General features: G+C 72.4%; 11 protein-coding genes. 2 read left to right on the forward strand and 9 right to left on the reverse strand.

Annotated features, from left to right (window positions below; genetic code table 11):
* Positions 1–10 precede the first annotated feature (10 nt).
* The 9 genes from ACWC94_RS39975 to ACWC94_RS40015 all read right to left on the reverse strand — a co-directional run bounded on the left by ACWC94_RS39975 (position 11) and on the right by ACWC94_RS40015 (position 11,805).
* Positions 11–1,537 (reverse strand): NCS1 family nucleobase:cation symporter-1, encoded by a 1,527-nt coding sequence (locus ACWC94_RS39975; RefSeq protein ID WP_450802420.1) that lies wholly within the window; start codon positions 1,535–1,537, stop codon positions 11–13.
* Between the two features lie 132 nt (positions 1,538–1,669).
* Complete coding sequence (locus ACWC94_RS39980) at positions 1,670–2,689, reverse strand: TIGR03842 family LLM class F420-dependent oxidoreductase (protein WP_450802422.1); 1,020 nt, start codon at positions 2,687–2,689, stop codon at positions 1,670–1,672.
* Between the two features lie 11 nt (positions 2,690–2,700).
* Positions 2,701–4,104 carry a dihydropyrimidinase gene (gene hydA / locus ACWC94_RS39985; protein ID WP_450802424.1) on the reverse strand — a complete coding sequence of 468 codons (1,404 nt, stop codon included), beginning with the start codon at positions 4,102–4,104 and terminating at the stop codon, positions 2,701–2,703.
* A 106-nt stretch (positions 4,105–4,210) separates the two neighbouring features.
* Positions 4,211–5,053 (reverse strand): nitrilase-related carbon-nitrogen hydrolase, encoded by an 843-nt coding sequence (locus tag ACWC94_RS39990; protein ID WP_450802426.1) that lies wholly within the window; start codon positions 5,051–5,053, stop codon positions 4,211–4,213.
* A 155-nt stretch (positions 5,054–5,208) separates the two neighbouring features.
* Positions 5,209–6,774 (reverse strand): PucR family transcriptional regulator, encoded by a 1,566-nt coding sequence (locus ACWC94_RS39995; protein WP_450802428.1) that lies wholly within the window; start codon positions 6,772–6,774, stop codon positions 5,209–5,211.
* A gap of 17 nt (positions 6,775–6,791) precedes the next feature.
* The gene (locus tag ACWC94_RS40000) at positions 6,792–8,075 is read right to left on the reverse strand and encodes an aspartate aminotransferase family protein (protein WP_450802430.1); all 1,284 of its coding nucleotides are present in this window, start codon (positions 8,073–8,075) and stop codon (positions 6,792–6,794) included.
* Positions 8,072–8,914, reverse strand: a complete 843-nt coding sequence (locus ACWC94_RS40005) for a nitrilase-related carbon-nitrogen hydrolase (RefSeq protein WP_450802432.1) — start codon at positions 8,912–8,914, stop codon at positions 8,072–8,074. The genes ACWC94_RS40000 and ACWC94_RS40005 overlap by 4 nt, the downstream gene beginning before the upstream one ends.
* Before the next feature lie 206 nt (positions 8,915–9,120).
* A complete protein-coding gene (locus ACWC94_RS40010) occupies positions 9,121–11,415 on the reverse strand; it encodes a hypothetical protein (protein WP_450802434.1) in 2,295 nt (764 codons plus the stop codon).
* A gap of 138 nt (positions 11,416–11,553) precedes the next feature.
* Positions 11,554–11,805 (reverse strand): helix-turn-helix domain-containing protein, encoded by a 252-nt coding sequence (locus ACWC94_RS40015; RefSeq protein WP_450802435.1) that lies wholly within the window; start codon positions 11,803–11,805, stop codon positions 11,554–11,556.
* A gap of 63 nt (positions 11,806–11,868) precedes the next feature.
* On the opposite strand from ACWC94_RS40015, the gene map reads away from it, so the two are divergent.
* The gene (gene map / locus ACWC94_RS40020) at positions 11,869–12,678 is read left to right on the forward strand and encodes a type I methionyl aminopeptidase (RefSeq protein ID WP_450802436.1); all 810 of its coding nucleotides are present in this window, start codon (positions 11,869–11,871) and stop codon (positions 12,676–12,678) included.
* Between the two features lie 173 nt (positions 12,679–12,851).
* Positions 12,852–15,386, forward strand: coding sequence for an ATP-dependent Clp protease ATP-binding subunit (locus ACWC94_RS40025; RefSeq protein WP_450802438.1), 2,535 nt, complete (start codon positions 12,852–12,854; stop codon positions 15,384–15,386).
* Positions 15,387–15,458 lie beyond the last annotated feature (72 nt).

The raw sequence follows: 15,458 nt of genomic DNA on the forward strand, positions 1-15,458 counted from the left end.
CCCCGCACCCTTACGCGGTCGCCTCCCCGCGGCCGGTCAGCAGGGTGAGGACCAGGTACAGCACCAGCGACGTGCCGAGGCCCACCGCCCAGCCGTAGTCGGCCAGCGGGGACAGGGCCGGGATGGGGCGGCCGTCGATCAGGGGCTTGAAGCTGGCGCCGCCGACGGCGAGGACGCCGCCCGCCAGGAAGGCGACGACCGCGCGCCAGTTCCAGCCGCCCGTGTACCAGTAGCGGCCGCCCGTGCGGTAGAGGTCGGCGAGGTCCAGGCGGGTGCGGCGCAGGAACCAGTAGTCGGCGACGAGGATGCCCGCGACCGTGCCGAGCAGGCCGCCGACCAGGCCGAGCCAGGTGAAGATGTAGCCCTGCGGGTCGGAGTACAGCTTCCAGGGGAGGATGACGACCGCCAGGACGGATGTGATGAGCGCTCCGGTGCGGAAACTCACCTTTCTCGGCGCCACGTTGGAGAAGTCGAACGCCGGCGAGACCAGGTTGGCCGCGATGTTCACCGAGAGGGTGGCCACCAGCACCGTGACCAGGGCGTAGAGCAGACCGACGACGTTGTCCGTCTTCGCCGCCAGCTGTACCGGGTCCCAGACCGGCTTGCCGTACACCGCCTGCGAGCCGGAGGTCACCAGGACGGACAGGAACGCGAACAGGGTCATCGTGGTCGGCAGACCGAGTGCCTGGCCCCAGGTCTGGGCCTTCTGGCTCCTGCCGTAGCGGGTGAAGTCCGGGATGTTCAGCGACAGGGTGGACCAGAAGCCGATCATGCCCATCAGGGACGGCCAGAACAGCTTCCAGAAGTCCTTGCCCCAGCCCAGCCTGGAGGGCTGGCCGAACAGCGGGCCGACACCGCCGGCCTTGCTGCTCATCCACCCCAGCATCACGAACGCGCCGACGAGCACGAAGGGCGCTGCCCAGTTCTCGAAGCGGCGGATGGTCTCCATGCCCCGGTGGATGATCGCGACCTGGATCGCCCAGAACAGCGCGAACGACAGCCACATGGTCCAGGCGTAGCCGCCGGTGTGCGCCGCGTTCGACCAGCGGTCGCCGATCAGTTTCCCGGCGAGGAAGTAGATGGCCTCGCCGCCGATCCAGGTCTGGATGCCGAACCAGCCGCACGCCACCAACGCCCGTACGACGGCGGGGAGATTGGCGCCGCGCACGCCGAAGGAGGCGCGGGCGAAGACCGGGAAGGGGATGCCGTACTTGGGGCCGGCGTGTCCGGTCAGCAGCATCGGCACCAGCACGATCAGGTTGGCGAGGGCGATGGTGAACACCGCCTGCTTCCAGTCCATGCCGACGGCGATCAGTCCGGAGGCCAGCGTCCAGGAGGCCGTGTTGTGGGCCATGCCGACCCAGAGCGCGGAGAAGTTGTACGTGGTCCAGGTGCGTTTCTCGACCGGGACCGGCAGCAGATCCGCGTTGGCGTAGGGGCCGCTGGGCTGCGGCGCACCGGGGGCGAGCGTGACGCGGCCGTCGGGGAGGGTGACTTGGGCGGTGGGCGGTATGGCCGTGGGAGCGGTGTCGGTCATGGGGCAGGCCAATCAGACGAGGTGGGACGGGAGAGGCCGTGCGGGCACCAGCCCCTCCCCGGGGCGGCGGGGAGGCCGGGGCGGCGGGGAGGGGTGACCAGGAGGTGGGGGACTCGAACGCGTGGTGGTGGGTCAGGAGTTGACGGCCGGGATCACCTTCGTGCCGTAGGCGTCGATGGTGGCCTCCTGCGCGTCGTGCATGTCGTACACCGCGAACTGGTCGACGCCCAGCGCGCGGAGCGCGGTCAGTTTCTCGATGTGCCTCTCGGGCGGCCCGATGACGCAGAACCGGTCGACGATCTCGTCCGGCACGAACCGGGTGTCCGGGTTGCCGCTGCGCCCGTGGTGGGCGTAGTCGTAGCCCTGCCGTGCCTTGATGTAGTCGGTGAGCTCCTCGGGGACCTGGGAGGAGTGCTCGCCGTACTTGGCGACCAGGTCGGCGACGTGGTTGCCGACCATGCCGCCGAACCAGCGGCACTGGTCGCGGGCGTGGGCGAGGGCCTCGGGCGAGTCGTCCTCGGTGACGTACGCGGGGGCCGCCACGCAGATGGTGACCTCGGACGGGTCGCGGCCGGCCGCGACGGCCGCGTCCTTGACCGCCTTCACCATGTACTCGGTCAGGTAGAGGTCGGACAGCTGGAGGATGAGTCCGTCGGCCTCCTCACCGGTCATCTTCAGCGCCTTCGGGCCGTACGCGGCCATCCAGACGGGGAGTTCGGCGCCCGGCTTGATCCACGGGAACCTGATCACCGTGCCGCCGAGGTCGGCCTCCTCGCCCCGGCCGAGGGCGCGGATGACCTTCATGGCCTCGCTGATGCGGGCCAGCGTGTTGGGTTTGCGGCCCGCGACGCGCATCGCGGAGTCGCCCCGGCCGATGCCGCACACGGTGCGGTTGCCGAACATGTCGTTGAGGGTGGCGAAGGTGGAGGCGGTGACCTCCCAGGTGCGGGTGCCCGGGTTGGTGACCATCGGGCCGACCTTCAGCTTCGTGGTGTTCGCGAGGATCTGGCTGTAGATCACGAACGGCTCCTGCCAGAGCACGGCGGAGTCGAACGTCCAGCCGTACGTGAACCCGTTGCGCTCGGCCCGTTTCATCAGGCTGACGACACGGGAGGCCGGCGGGTCGGTCTGCAGGACGAGTCCGAAGTCCATGAGCGCCACTCCTAGGTGAGGTACTGACAGGTGGAGCGCGGGGTGAAGACGCCGTGGCCGGCGTGCCCGGTGTACTCCCGCTCGGTGATGACCCTCTCGCCGCGCGAGAGCACGGTCTCGACCCGGCCGGTGACGCGCCTGCCCTCGTAGGCCGAGTAGTCGACGTTCATGTGGTGCGTCTTCGCCGACATGACCTGCTCGGCGTGCGGGTCGTAGATGACGACGTCGGCGTCGGCGCCCGGGGCGACGGTGCCCTTCTTCGGGTACAGGCCGAACATGCGGGCCGGGGTGGCGCAGGCGATCTCGATCCACCGGCGGCGGGAGATGTGCCCGTCGACGACGGCCTGGTGGAGGAGGTCCATGCGGTTCTCCACGCCGGGCAGGCCGTTGGGGATCTTGGAGAAGTCGCCGCGGCCCAGGTCCTTCTGGCCGGTGAAGCAGAAGGGGCAGTGGTCGGTGGAGACCACCTGCAGGTCGTTCGTCCTCAGGCCCTGCCACAGCTTGGCCTGGTGTTCGCGCGGCCTCAGGGGCGTCGAGCACACGTACTTCGCACCCTCGAAGTCCGGCTCGGCGAGGTTGTCGGTGGACAGGAACAGGTACTGCGGGCAGGTCTCGCCGAAGACGTTCAGCCCCTCGTCGCGGGCCCGCGCCAGCTCGGCCACCGCCTCCATGGCCGAGACGTGTACGACGTACAGCGGGGCGCCCGCGACCTGCGCGAGCCGGATGGCGCGGTGGGTGGCCTCGGCCTCCAGCAGGGCCTTGCGGACCTCGCCGTGGTAGCGCGGGTCGGTCTCGCCCCGGGCGAGGGCCTGCTCGACCAGGACGTCGATGGCGATGCCGTTCTCGGCGTGCATCATGATCAGCCCGCCGTTCTCGGCGGAGCGCTGCATGGCGCGCAGGATCTGGCCGTCGTCGGAGTAGAACACCCCGGGGTAGGCCATGAACTGCTTGAAGCTGGTCACCCCCTCCTCGATCAGCAGGTCCATCTCCTTGAGCGTCTCCTGGTTCACATCGGAGACGATCATGTGGAAGGCGTAGTCGATCGCGCAGTTGCCCTCGGCCTTGGCGTGCCAGGTGTCCAGGCCCTCGCGCAGGGTGTGGCCGACGCTCTGCACCGCGAAGTCGACGATCGTCGTCGTACCGCCCCAGGCGGCGGCCCGGGTCCCGGTCTCGAAGGTGTCGGAGGCGAAGGTGCCGCCGAACGGGAGCTCCATGTGGGTGTGGGCGTCGACGCCGCCCGGGATCACGTACTTCCCGGTGGCGTCGATGACCTTCTCGCCGGTGAACGCCCCGGCGGCGGGGGTGCCCGACGCCGCGAGGGCGGCGATGCGGCCGTCCTCGATCAGGACGTCGGCGTGGATCTCGTCGGACGCGGTGATGACTAGACCGCCGCGGATGACGGTACGTCCGGTCATGGGGCCCACTCCTTCGTTGGTCGCGTGCGGTTGTCTGTGGCTGAGCGCGCCCGCGCGGCGGCAGCCGCATGCCGGGCGCGGTCCCGCGCCCCTTACGGGGCGCCGGTCACGGCGCCGTCAGCGGCTCGTACGCCCCCGGCGCCCGGTCCCGGTAGAACTGCCAGCGGTCGCGGACCTCGCGGAGCTTGGCCAGGTCCAGGTCGCGGACGACGAGTTCGGTCTCCTTGTCGCTCGCCACCTCGCCGACGAACCGGGCCTCGGGGTCCACGAAGTAGGTCGTGCCGTAGAAGTCGTTGTCGCCCAGGTCCTCCACGCCGACCCGGTTGATCGCGCCGACGAAGTACTCGTTGGCCACGGCCGCCGCCGGCTGCTCCAGCTGCCAGAGGTAACGGGACAGGCCGCGTGAGGTGGCCGAGGGATTGAAGACGATCTCCGCGCCGGCGAGGCCCAGCGCCCGCCAGCCCTCCGGGAAGTGGCGGTCGTAGCAGATGTACACGCCGATCCTCCCGACGGCCGTGTCGAAGACGGGCCAGCCGCTGTTGCCGGGACGGAAGTAGAACTTCTCCCAGAAACCCTGCACTTGGGGGATGTGGGTCTTGCGGTACTTGCCGAGGTAGGAGCCGTCCGCGTCGATCACGGCGGCGGTGTTGTACAGCACGCCCGGCTGCTCCTCCTCGTACATCGGCAGTACGAGGACGATGCCCAGCTCCCGGGCGAGGGCCTGGAAGCGCCGGACGGTCGGGCCGTCCGGGATCCGTTCGGCGTACTCGTAGTAGGCCTTGTCCTGGACCTGGCAGAAATAGGGGCCGTAGAACAGCTCCTGGAAGCAGAGGACTTGGGCGCCCTGCGCGGCCGCGTCGCGGGCCGCCTGCTCGTGGACCTGGATCATGGATTCCTTGTCGCCGGTCCACGCGGTCTGGAACAGGGCGGCACGGATCACTCGGCTCATCGGGACCTCCGGTAGCTCGGTGTGCCGTGAGCGTAGAAAGCCCGCGAGGCCCGTTCGACGGGCAGCGTGTCACGTCTGCGGGCGTGCGGCGTGCCACCGTGTCACGTGTGCGCCATCCCATGTTTCACCGCCGTTTTCGCAGGTCGTCGCATGTTTCACCCCTGTTGCGCGTCATGCGCGAGGAGCGCGATGTGGACGGAGGCCGCCTGTTCGAAGTCGTCCAGGTCGACACCGAGGCGGCCCTGTATCGCCTCCAGGCGGCGGTAGAGGGCGGGCCGGGAGACATGGTGGAGCTGGGCGGTGCGGGACTTGTTGCGGCCGGTGGCGAGATAGGTCCGCAGGACGTTCAGCAACTCGGGCTCGGACTCGCCCAGCAGCCCGTCCAGTTCCCGCTCGGCGAAGGACTGCACCTGCGGGTCGTCGCGCAGCAGCCGGATCAGTCCGCGCAGATGGACGTCCTTGAGACGGACGACGGGCGGGAGGTCGAGGGCGGCGCGGGAGTCGGCGACGGCGTCGGCGACATGCCGGGCCTCGCGCAGTCCGGCGGGCACCTCGTCCCAGGCGGTACGGGGGCCGGCGGCGGCGACCACGGCGGGCGCCCGCGCACGCAGCCGGGCCGCGAAGTGGGCGGTGAGGACCCCGGCGTCCTGGTCGCGGGCGAGGCTGAGCAGCACCGCGGCCACACCGTCGGTGAGTTCGGCGACCAGCCCGGACAGGCCCAACAGGCGCAGCACGCGGTCCAGTTCGGGGGCCGTACGGTCCAGGACGACGAGCGGGACGAACGTGCGCCGGTTGACCGGCAGCCCGGCCGCGCGGGCCCGGGGCAGCAGCCGGCTGGCGGGTACGGCACCGGAGACCAGGTCGGTCAGCAGGCTCTGGGCGGACTCCTCCTCCCAGGAGTGCGCGGAGCCGCCGCCGAGCATGCGGTGCAGGACCAGCGCCTCGGCGGCCCGGTCGGCGAGCAGCCGCCCGGTGGCCGCATCGCCCCGGTACCCGCACAGCAGCAACCGCCCCCAGCGCTCCCCGCGCCCGCCGAGTTCGGCGCTGATCCAGCCGCCGCCCGCGCCGTTGCCGGCCTGCCGGGCGATGCGCTCCCAGTCGCGCAGCACGTCGTCCACCGCGGACCGCTCCCCCGCCGTGGCCAGGACGCGGTGGGCGAGGTTGGTGACCACGACCGGGCAGCCGCCGTGCCGGGCGATCCCGTCCAGCAGGCGCTGCAGCGGGGCACCGGCCGTGATCAGGGCGGTGAGTTCGGTCCGTACGGTCTCCGAGAGGCTGACGGCGGCGAACTTGCGCCGCACCAGCCGGGACTGGACCTCCTCGGTCAGCTCGGCGAAGGGGAAGGGCCGGTGCAGGACGACCATCGGCAGTCCGCACCGCTCGGCGGCCCGGCGCATCACCTCGGGCGGCGCCGGGAAGGCCCGCCCGAGGCCGAGCACGACGGCGGCGGCCTCCGCCCGGTGCAGCGACCGGATGTACTCGGCCTGCCCGGCCTCGTCGCCGGCCAGGAGCACGCCGGTGGTGAGCACCATCTCGCCGCCGCTGAGCATCACGCCGACGTCGGCGGCCTCGGCCACATGCACCCAGCGCACCGGCCGGTCCAGCTGTCCGGCCCCGGCCACCACCTCGGGCTCCCCGGCGAGCACCCGCTCCAGGGTGAGCACCTGGCGGACGGAGAGGGCGGGTTCCCAGGCGTACGGGGTCTGCGAGGTGGTGGTCATGACCGTACCGCCGTTCTCTAGTACGTACTCCTGAGCGCCCGTTCCAGGATCGCCGCGCCCTCCTCGGCCTCCGCGACGGTGAGGGACAGCGGTGGCGCGATGCGCAGGGCGCTGGTGTTGTGGCCGCCGCCCTTGCCGATGAGCAGCCCGCCCTCGCGCGCCGCCTCCAGTACGGCGGCGGCGGCCCGCGGGTCGGCCTCGTCGGTGCCGGGCCTGACCAGCTCGATGCCGATCATCAGGCCGCGCCCGCGCACCTCGCGCACGCCGGGCAGCTGGGCGGCGACGGCGCGCAGCCGCTCGATGAGCAGGCCGCCGACGCGACGGGCGTTGCCCTGCAGGTCGTGCTCCAGCAGATACGTGAGGTTCGCCAGTCCGGCGGCCATGGTGAGCTGGGTGCCGCCGAAGGTGGAGATGCTGTTGGCGTCCAGGCAGTTCATGATCTCGGCGCGGGCGATCACCCCGCCGATGGACATGCCGTTGCCGATGCCCTTGGCGAAGGTGACGAGGTCCGGCGGGCCGCTGCGGGCGTGCGCCTGCCAGCCCCAGAAGTGCTCGCCGGTGCGGCCCCAGCCGGTCTGCACCTCGTCGGCGATCCACAGGATGCCCTGCTCCTTCAGGACCTCGCGGAACGCGGCGTAGAGCCCGTCGGGCGGGGAGGTGAAGCCGCCGACACCCTGGATCGGTTCGGCGATCAGCGCGGCGGGCGGCCGGGTGTGCCCGAGGATGTCCTTCAGGTCGGCGACACACGCGTCGATGAACGCCCGGTCGTCCAGCCCGGCGAACGGGCCCCGGGTGCGCACACCGCCGTGCACGTACAGGGTCTGCAGCGGGGACAGCGAGGTCGGGGACCAGCCGCGGTTGCCGGTGATGCCGACCGTGCTGAAGGAGCGGCCGTGGTAGCTGTTGCGCATCGCCAGGACGGTGTTGCTGCGCCGGTGGGTGGTGGCGAGCAGCAGCGCGGTGTCGTTGGCCTCGGTGCCGGAGGTGGTGAAGAAGACCCGTGCGTCGGGGATGCCGCTGAGCTGGGCGATGCGCTCGGCCAGGTCGACCATCGGCCGGTTCAGGTACAGCGTCGAGGAGTGGACGATCCGCCCGGCCTGCTCGCCGACCGCCTTGGTCACCTCGGGCAGCGCGTGGGCGGTCATCGTCGTCAGGATGCCGCCGAAGAAGTCCAGGTACTTGTTGCCGGCGGAGTCCCACACGTGGCGGCCCTCGCCGTGGGTGATCTCGAGCGGCTCGTCGTAGTAGAGGGCGAGCCAGTCGGGGAGGACCTGGCGGTGGCGGGAATAGAGGTCGTTCACGGCTGCACCAGTCCTTCGTAGGCGTCGGGGCGGCGGTCGCGGTAGAAGGCCCACTGCTGCCGCACTTCGTCGATGAGGTCGAAATCGAGGTCGCGGACGAGGAGTTCCTCGGACTTGTCGCTCGCGGCCTCGCCGACGAACTGCCCGCGCGGATCGACGAAGTAACTGGTCCCGTAGAAGTCGTTGTCGCCGTACTCCTCCCGCCCGACCCGGTTGATGGCGGCGACGAAGTACTCGTTGGCGACGGCCGCCGCCGGCTGCTCCAGCTGCCACAGGTAGGCGGACAGGCCGCGGTGGGTGGCGGAGGGGTTGTAGACCAACTGGGCTCCGTTGAGGCCGAGTTGCCGCCAGCCCTCCGGGAAGTGCCGGTCGTAGCAGATGTAGACGCCGACCTTGCCGACGGCGGTGTCGAAGACGGGCCAGCCGAGGTTGCCGGGCTTGAAGTAGTACTTCTCCCAGAAGCCCTTGACCTGCGGGATGTGGTGCTTGCGGTACTTGCCGAGGTAGGTCCCGTCGGCGTCGATCACGGCGGCGGTGTTGTAGTAGAAGCCGGACTGCTCGACCTCGAAGACGGGCACGACGACGACCATGCCGGTCTCCCGGGCGAGGTCCTGCATCCGGCGCACCGTCGGCCCGTCGGGCACCGGCTCGGCCCAGCGGTAGTGCTCCGGCTCCTGGACCTGGCAGAAGTAGGGCGCGTTGAAGACTTCCTGGAACCCGATGACCCTGGCACCCCGACGGGCCGCCTCGCGGGCGTACTCCTCGTGTTTCGCCACCATGGACTCGGTGTCGCCGGTCCAGGTGGCCTGGACCAGTGCGGCTCGTACGACGTTGGCCATGAGCTGCTCCTTCGACGGGACCGTCAAAGTCTCTACGCCCGTAGAGCAGGCGGTAGAGGGACGAAAGTAAGCCTGCCCGGAGGCCCTTGCCAAGACCATCGTCGTCAACCCGCGGAGTCGATCATGTTTCACACCCCTGTGGGTGAGCGCAGCGGCCGGTCGACGGGTGAAGCGGGGCAGACCGGGACGATATCGCCGGACTCCGGTCACGTGGTGTGGCCGGCCACCCGCAACGCGTGCACGAGGTCCCAGTGCCGCTCCTCGGAGACGGCCCGCGCGGCGCGGAGCAGCAGCGGCACGAGCCGGCGGGGATCGGGGGCGGCGCTGCGGGCGGCTTCCTCGGCGGTACGGACCCGCACGCACGCGTCCAGTAAGGCCTCCGCCTCCGGCCGGTGCCCCTCCTCGGCCAGCCGCAGTACGGCCGCGCCGATCTGCTCCGGCGGGCGGGCGACGCCCTGCCGCAGCAGTTGCCGCCCGTCGGCGTCCCGTCCGGCGGCCCTCAGCGCGCCGGCGGCGGCGACCAGCCGCTCCGCGGGCAGCGAGGCGGCTTCCCACAGCAGCGTCGCCCAGTCGGCGCCGAGTCCGGCACGGGCCAGCGCGTCCGCGAGCGCCGGGAACCGGCCGGCGGGCCACTGCGCGACCTCGACCAGCAGCACATGCGCCTCCCCGCTGTGCCCCTCGGCCCGCAACCGCGCCAGCCGCTCCACGACCCCGGCGACGGCCGCCTGTGCCTCGGCGTCCACCACCTCCCCGCCGACGCTCTCGGCCTCGGCGCCCACCGCACCCCCGGCGAACCGGGCCCCTCGCGGCACCCGGCGCACGGACGCCGCCGGCATGACGGGCGGCGGCACCTGTGGCACGGCGCCAGGAGCGTCCTCGTCCTCCACCATCCCTGCGAACCGCGCACTGCCGCGTCGGCGCTTGCGGGGCTTCGCGGAAGGGGACGAAGGCGCCACCTCCGGACCGGACACTCCGGGGACCGCCGGGGGCGGCACGGGCACGTGCGGGGCCGGAACGGCCACTTCGGCGGACGGGGAGGGCCGGGCCGGGGCGGAAGGGTTCCCGGTGAAGCCGGCCAGGCCGGAGTCCTCGCCGGTGGCGGACCCGGCCGCATACGAGATCCGAGCCGAGGCAGGGCCCGCGGCATCGGCGGACGGGGAGGGCCGGGCGGGGCCGGGAGGGTTCGCGGCGGGGCCGGCCAGGTGGACGTGCTCGTCGGCGGCGGAAGCTGCGGCGTACGGGGCCCGGACCGAGCCGTCGACACGCGGGGCCGAGGCTGCCGCATCACCGGATCGGGAGGGCCGGGCCGGGGCGGAAGGGTTCCCGGTGAAGCCGGCCAGGCCGGAGTCCTCGCCGGTGGCGGACCCGGCCGCATACGAGATCCGAGCCGAGGCAGGACCCGCGGCATCGGCGGACGGGGAGGGCCGGGCGGGGGCGGAAGGAGTCATGGCGAAGCCGGGGGTGGAGGCAGCCGCACGGGAGGCAGCAGCCGAGCCGCCGGGCCGCGGCGCCGAGGCGGCGGCATCCGCGAGCGGCGATGGCTGGGCCGAGGCGGAAGGGCCCGTGACAGAGCCGGTGCGGAGGGGGGCTTCACCGAACGCGGACGCGGCGACGCGCCCGGCGGGGTCGGAGACGGGGCCGGCGGGCCTGGGCTCCGAGCCGGCCGTGGAACGGGCCGGGGGCTCGGCGTGCGCGACGGCGCGAGCCGAAGCGGACTCGGGCGGACGCCAGGCGGCATCGCGATCAGCCTCCCGGGGGCGCCAGGCAGCCTCACTTTCGCCCTCCCGAAGAGGCCGGGTGGCATCGCCGTCCGCCTCCCCAAGAGGCCAGGCGGTATCGACGTCGCCCTCCCCAAGGCGCCACGCCGCAGCATCGCCGCCCGCCTCCTGGAAGTGTGGGGGTGTCTCGGCGGTCGGCCCCTCCCGGCGCGGGGGCTCGGTCCATGGCGGTGCGGCGTCGGCCGCGTGCCGCACCCGGGGTGCGTTCCCCGCTGCCCGTCGGTCCAACTCCGCCAAGCGGCCCCGGAGTTCCTCGCATCTCGCGGTGGCGCGGGCGTGGTCGTCCTGGGCCCAGGCGAGGTCGAGGCGGAGGGAGTCGGCCTCGCCGGCTGATGCCGGGGCGGACAGCAGGCGGGACAGTTCGGTCCGGCGCTCGGCGGCGTAGCGCTGTTCGCGGAGCATGACGTCGAGCCGGTCGAGCAGGGTGTCGCGGGCGCCCGGGTGGGCGTCGTACACCGTCAGGGCGGCCCGGTGCAGGGCGCGGGCACGCTCCCGCTCGGCCGCCGCGGCGGCGGGGCCGTACGCCGCGGCGAGATCCTCCAGCAGCGCCTCCACCACGTCCCAGGGCGGCACCTCACTGCCCTCCAGACAGGCCCGCATGCCGTCGGGGTCGCGCTGCCAGAAGACCCCGCTCCAGCCCCCGCCCTGGTCCAGGCGCGCCAGCAGGCCGTCCAAGTAGCTCGCGAACTCCCGCACTCCACCGGGGAGTCGATCCACTGCCATCGCTCAGCTCCCGCCCGACCGCCGGCACGTCCATCGGGCAGGCAACACCAGTCGTGTTACGGCGCTGCTACGCAGAGTTTTCCGGCAGGGCGCGGACGCCTCAACACCGGCCCGGGGCCGTTGCGCGGACCCGGTGTCTCACGCGGTCACGAGCGCGCACCGCGTCATCAGCTCGTCCATCGACAACCCGAGGACCCGGGCGAGCGCGGCCACGGTGAAGAACGCGGGGGTCGGCGCCCGGCCCGTCTCGATCTTGCGGAGCGTCTCGGCGGACACGCCCGCCTGCGCGGCGACCTCGGTCATGCTCCGGCCGCCGCGCGCCTCGCGCAGCAACTGCCCGAGCCGCTCGCCGCGTTCACGCTCTTCGGGGGTGAGAGGGGTGCGCACCATGCGCCCATTCTAATACCGGCCCGACACCACCGCCCCCATTAAAATACCGGTATAGTAATTGGCATGGTGGAACTCAAGACGGATACATCGATCGACGCCATGCACGCGGCCGGCCAGGTCGTCGGACGGGCCCTGACGGCCGTACGGCAGGCCGCGGCCGTCGGCGTCTCCCTGCTCGAGCTGGACGAGGTGGCGCGGGAGGTGCTGCGCGAGGCCGGTGCGTCCTCCCCGTTCCTCGGCTACCGCCCCTCCTTCGCCGCGACCCCCTTCCCGGCCGTGATCTGCGCCTCCGTGAACGACGCGATCGTGCACGGCGTCCCCACCCGGTACCGGCTCCGCGACGGCGACCTGCTCTCCGTGGACTGCGGCGCGGAGCTGGACGGCTGGGTCGGCGACTCCGCGCTCAGCCTCACGGTGGGCCGCCCGCGCCCGGCGGACCTCCGCCTGATCGAGACGGCCGAGCGCGCCCTGGCGGCGGGCATCGAGGCGGCCGTCGTCGGCAACCGCGTCGGCGACATCGCCCACGCCGTCGGCCGGGTCTGCCGTACCGCCGGCTACGGCATCCCGCAGGGCTTCGGCGGCCACGGCGTGGGCCGCCGTATGCACGAGGAACCCGACGTCCCCAACGAGGGCCGCCCCGGCCGCGGTCTCCCGCTCCGCCCCGGCATGGTCCTCGCCATCGAGCCCATGCTCATCGCGAGCGGCAGGGACACCTACTACGAGGCGGCCGACGGCTGGACCCTGTGCACGACCGACGGCTCCCGAGCAGCCCACGTGGAGCACACGGTGGCGATCACCGGGAGCGGCCCGAGGATTCTCACCGAGCGGCTCCAGGGGGAGCCGGCCCGGGGGCGCGCGGCCGTATCGGCATGAGGCTCCGCCGCGGGGTGCGGCACGTCACGACGAGACCCGCGCCCGCCGCGGCACGCAAGCCCCCTGGCCGGTGGGCGAACATGCCCACCCCCACGGATCGTGTCATCGTGGGCATGAACAGCCTCCACCCGGTTACCCGGCGCAGCCAGTCGTCAGCGAAGGAAGCGCACGCCATGACCAACGGCTACCCTCCTGACCCCTTCGGCGAATTCCTGGCCCGCTTCTTCGGCGGAACCCCCAGCGGAGCCAAACGCCACATCGACATCGGCCGCCTGCTCAGCCAGCCGGCCCGTGAGCTGGTCAGAGGGGCCGCCCTGTACGCCGCCGAGCACGGCAGCCGGGATCTGGACACCCAGCACCTGCTGCGCGCGGCGGTGGCGGCCGAGCCCACCCGGAGTCTGCTGAGCCGGGCGGGCGCCGACCCGGACTCGCTCGCCACGGAGATCGACGACCGGGCCGGCCCGGTGCAGCACCCGCCCGGCGAGGTGCCGCCGCCGACGTCGTTGTCGCTCACCCCCGCCGTCAAGCGCGCCCTGCTGGACGCGCACGACATGGCACGGGCGAGCGGCGCCGGGTACATCGGCCCGGAGCACGTGCTGAGCGCGCTGGCCGCCAACCCGGACTCGGCGGCCGGCCACATCCTGCACGCGGCACGGTTCTCGGCCGGTTCCCTGCCGGCCGAGGCCCCGGAGAGCACCCCGACCCGCCCGGAGCGCCCGCGCGCCACCGGCACGCCGACGCTGGACAAGTACGGGCGTGACCTGACCGACCTGGCCCGGCAGGGCCGGGTCGACCCGGTCATCGGCCGGGACACCGAGATCGAGCAGACGATCGAGGTGCTGTCGCGGCGCGGCAAGAACAACCCCGTCCTCATCGGGGACGCGGGGGTCGGCAAGACGGCCATCGTGGAGGGGCTCGCCCAGCGCATCGTCGACGGGGACGTGCCGGACATCCTGGCGGGCCGCCGGGTCGTCGCGCTGGACCTCACCGGGGTCGTGGCCGGCACCCGCTACCGGGGTGACTTCGAGGAGCGCCTGAACACCATCGTGGAGGAGATCCGCGCCCACTCCGACCGGCTGATCGTGTTCATCGACGAACTGCACACCGTCGTCGGCGCGGGCTCCGGCGGCGAGGGCGGCGCGATGGACGCCGGGAACATCCTCAAGCCCGCCCTCGCCCGCGGCGAGCTGCACATCGTGGGCGCGACGACGCTGGAGGAGTTCCGCCGCATCGAGAAGGACGCGGCGCTGGCCCGCCGGTTCCAGCCGATCCTGGTGCCCGAGCCGACGGTCGAGGACACCGTCGAGATCCTGCGCGGGCTGCGCGACCGGTACGAGGCCCACCACCAGGTCCGCTACAGCGACGAGGCGCTGGTCGCCGCCGTGGAGCTGTCCGACCGGTATCTCACCGAACGGCGGCTGCCGGACAAGGCCATCGACCTGATCGACCAGGCGGGCGCCCGGGTACGGCTCGGCGCGCGGACCAAGGGCACGGACGTGCGGACGATGGAGCGCGAGGTCGAGCAGCTGGTCCGGGACAAGGACCAGGCGGTGGCCGACGAGGACTACGACAAGGCCAAGGAGCTGCGTGACCGGATCGGCGAAATGAAGCAGCGGATCGTGGAGGCCAGCGGCGACGAGAGGGTCGACGAGGGGCTGGATCTGGAGGTGACGGCGGAGGCCATCGCCGAGGTGGTGTCCCGGCAGACCGGCATCCCGGTCAGCCGGCTCACCCAGGAGGAGAAGGAGCGGCTGCTCGGCCTGGAGGAGCATCTGCACCAGCGGGTCGTCGGCCAGGAGGAGGCCGTCCGCGTGGTCGCGGAGGCCGTGCTGCGCTCCCGCGCGGGGCTCGCGAGCCCCCACCGGCCGATCGGCAGCTTCCTCTTCCTCGGCCCTACCGGTGTCGGCAAGACGGAGCTGGCCCGGGCGCTCGCCGAGGCGCTGTTCGGCAGCGAGGACCGCATGGTCCGCCTCGACATGAGCGAGTACCAGGAGCGGCACACCGTCTCCCGGCTGGTCGGCGCCCCGCCCGGATACGTCGGGCACGAGGAGGCCGGACAGCTCACCGAGGTGGTGCGCCGGCACCCGTACTCGCTGCTCCTGCTGGACGAGGTGGAGAAGGCGCACCCGGACGTCTTCAACATCCTGCTGCAGGTCCTGGACGACGGCCGGCTGACCGACTCGCAGGGCCGCACGGTGGACTTCACCCACACGGTCATCGTGATGACCAGCAATCTCGGCTCCGAGGCGATCACCCGGCGCGGTGCCGGGATCGGGTTCGGGCCGGGCGGTGCGCAGGCCGACGAGGAGGCGCGGCGCGAGCAGATCCTGCGCCCGCTGCGCGAGCACTTCCGGCCGGAGTTCCTCAACCGCATCGACGAGATCGTGATCTTCCGGCAGCTGACCGGCGAGCAACTGCGGCAGATCACGGACCTGTTGCTGGAGGGGACCCGGCGGCTGCTGGACGGGCAGGGCATCGGGGTCGAGTTCACGCCCGCGGCCGTCGACTGGCTCGTCGAGCGCGGGTACCAGCCGGAGTACGGCGCCCGCCCACTGCGCCGCACCATCCAGCGGGAGGTGGACAACCAGCTGTCCCGGCTGCTGCTGAACGGCACGATCTCCGAGGGCAGCCGGGTGACGGTGGACGCGAGGGACGGCCGGCTGGACTTCCGTGCCGAGCAGGCGCGGCCGCCCGCGGCCGAGTTGTGAGGCCGGCCGTCCGCATTGGACTTGTGAGGACTCACGTGAGCTCGAAACCCGTCGTACTCATCGCTGAAGAGC

This window comes from Streptomyces sp. NPDC001135 (assembly GCF_053598395.1).

What these genes read in the sequence shown, in the direction of transcription:
- ACWC94_RS39975 (WP_450802420.1), bottom strand. Translation starts at nt 1,537, where the DNA reads ATGACCGACACCGCTCCCACGGCCATACCGCCCACCGCCCAAGTCACC.
- ACWC94_RS39980 (WP_450802422.1), bottom strand. Translation starts at nt 2,689, where the DNA reads ATGGACTTCGGACTCGTCCTGCAGACCGACCCGCCGGCCTCCCGTGTC.
- hydA (WP_450802424.1), bottom strand. Translation starts at nt 4,104, where the DNA reads ATGACCGGACGTACCGTCATCCGCGGCGGTCTAGTCATCACCGCGTCC.
- ACWC94_RS39990 (WP_450802426.1), bottom strand. Translation starts at nt 5,053, where the DNA reads ATGAGCCGAGTGATCCGTGCCGCCCTGTTCCAGACCGCGTGGACCGGC.
- ACWC94_RS39995 (WP_450802428.1), bottom strand. Translation starts at nt 6,774, where the DNA reads ATGACCACCACCTCGCAGACCCCGTACGCCTGGGAACCCGCCCTCTCC.
- ACWC94_RS40005 (WP_450802432.1), bottom strand. Translation starts at nt 8,914, where the DNA reads ATGGCCAACGTCGTACGAGCCGCACTGGTCCAGGCCACCTGGACCGGC.
- ACWC94_RS40010 (WP_450802434.1), bottom strand. Translation starts at nt 11,415, where the DNA reads ATGGCAGTGGATCGACTCCCCGGTGGAGTGCGGGAGTTCGCGAGCTAC.
- ACWC94_RS40015 (WP_450802435.1), bottom strand. Translation starts at nt 11,805, where the DNA reads ATGGTGCGCACCCCTCTCACCCCCGAAGAGCGTGAACGCGGCGAGCGG.
- map (WP_450802436.1), top strand. Translation starts at nt 11,869, where the DNA reads ATGGTGGAACTCAAGACGGATACATCGATCGACGCCATGCACGCGGCC.
- ACWC94_RS40025 (WP_450802438.1), top strand. Translation starts at nt 12,852, where the DNA reads ATGACCAACGGCTACCCTCCTGACCCCTTCGGCGAATTCCTGGCCCGC.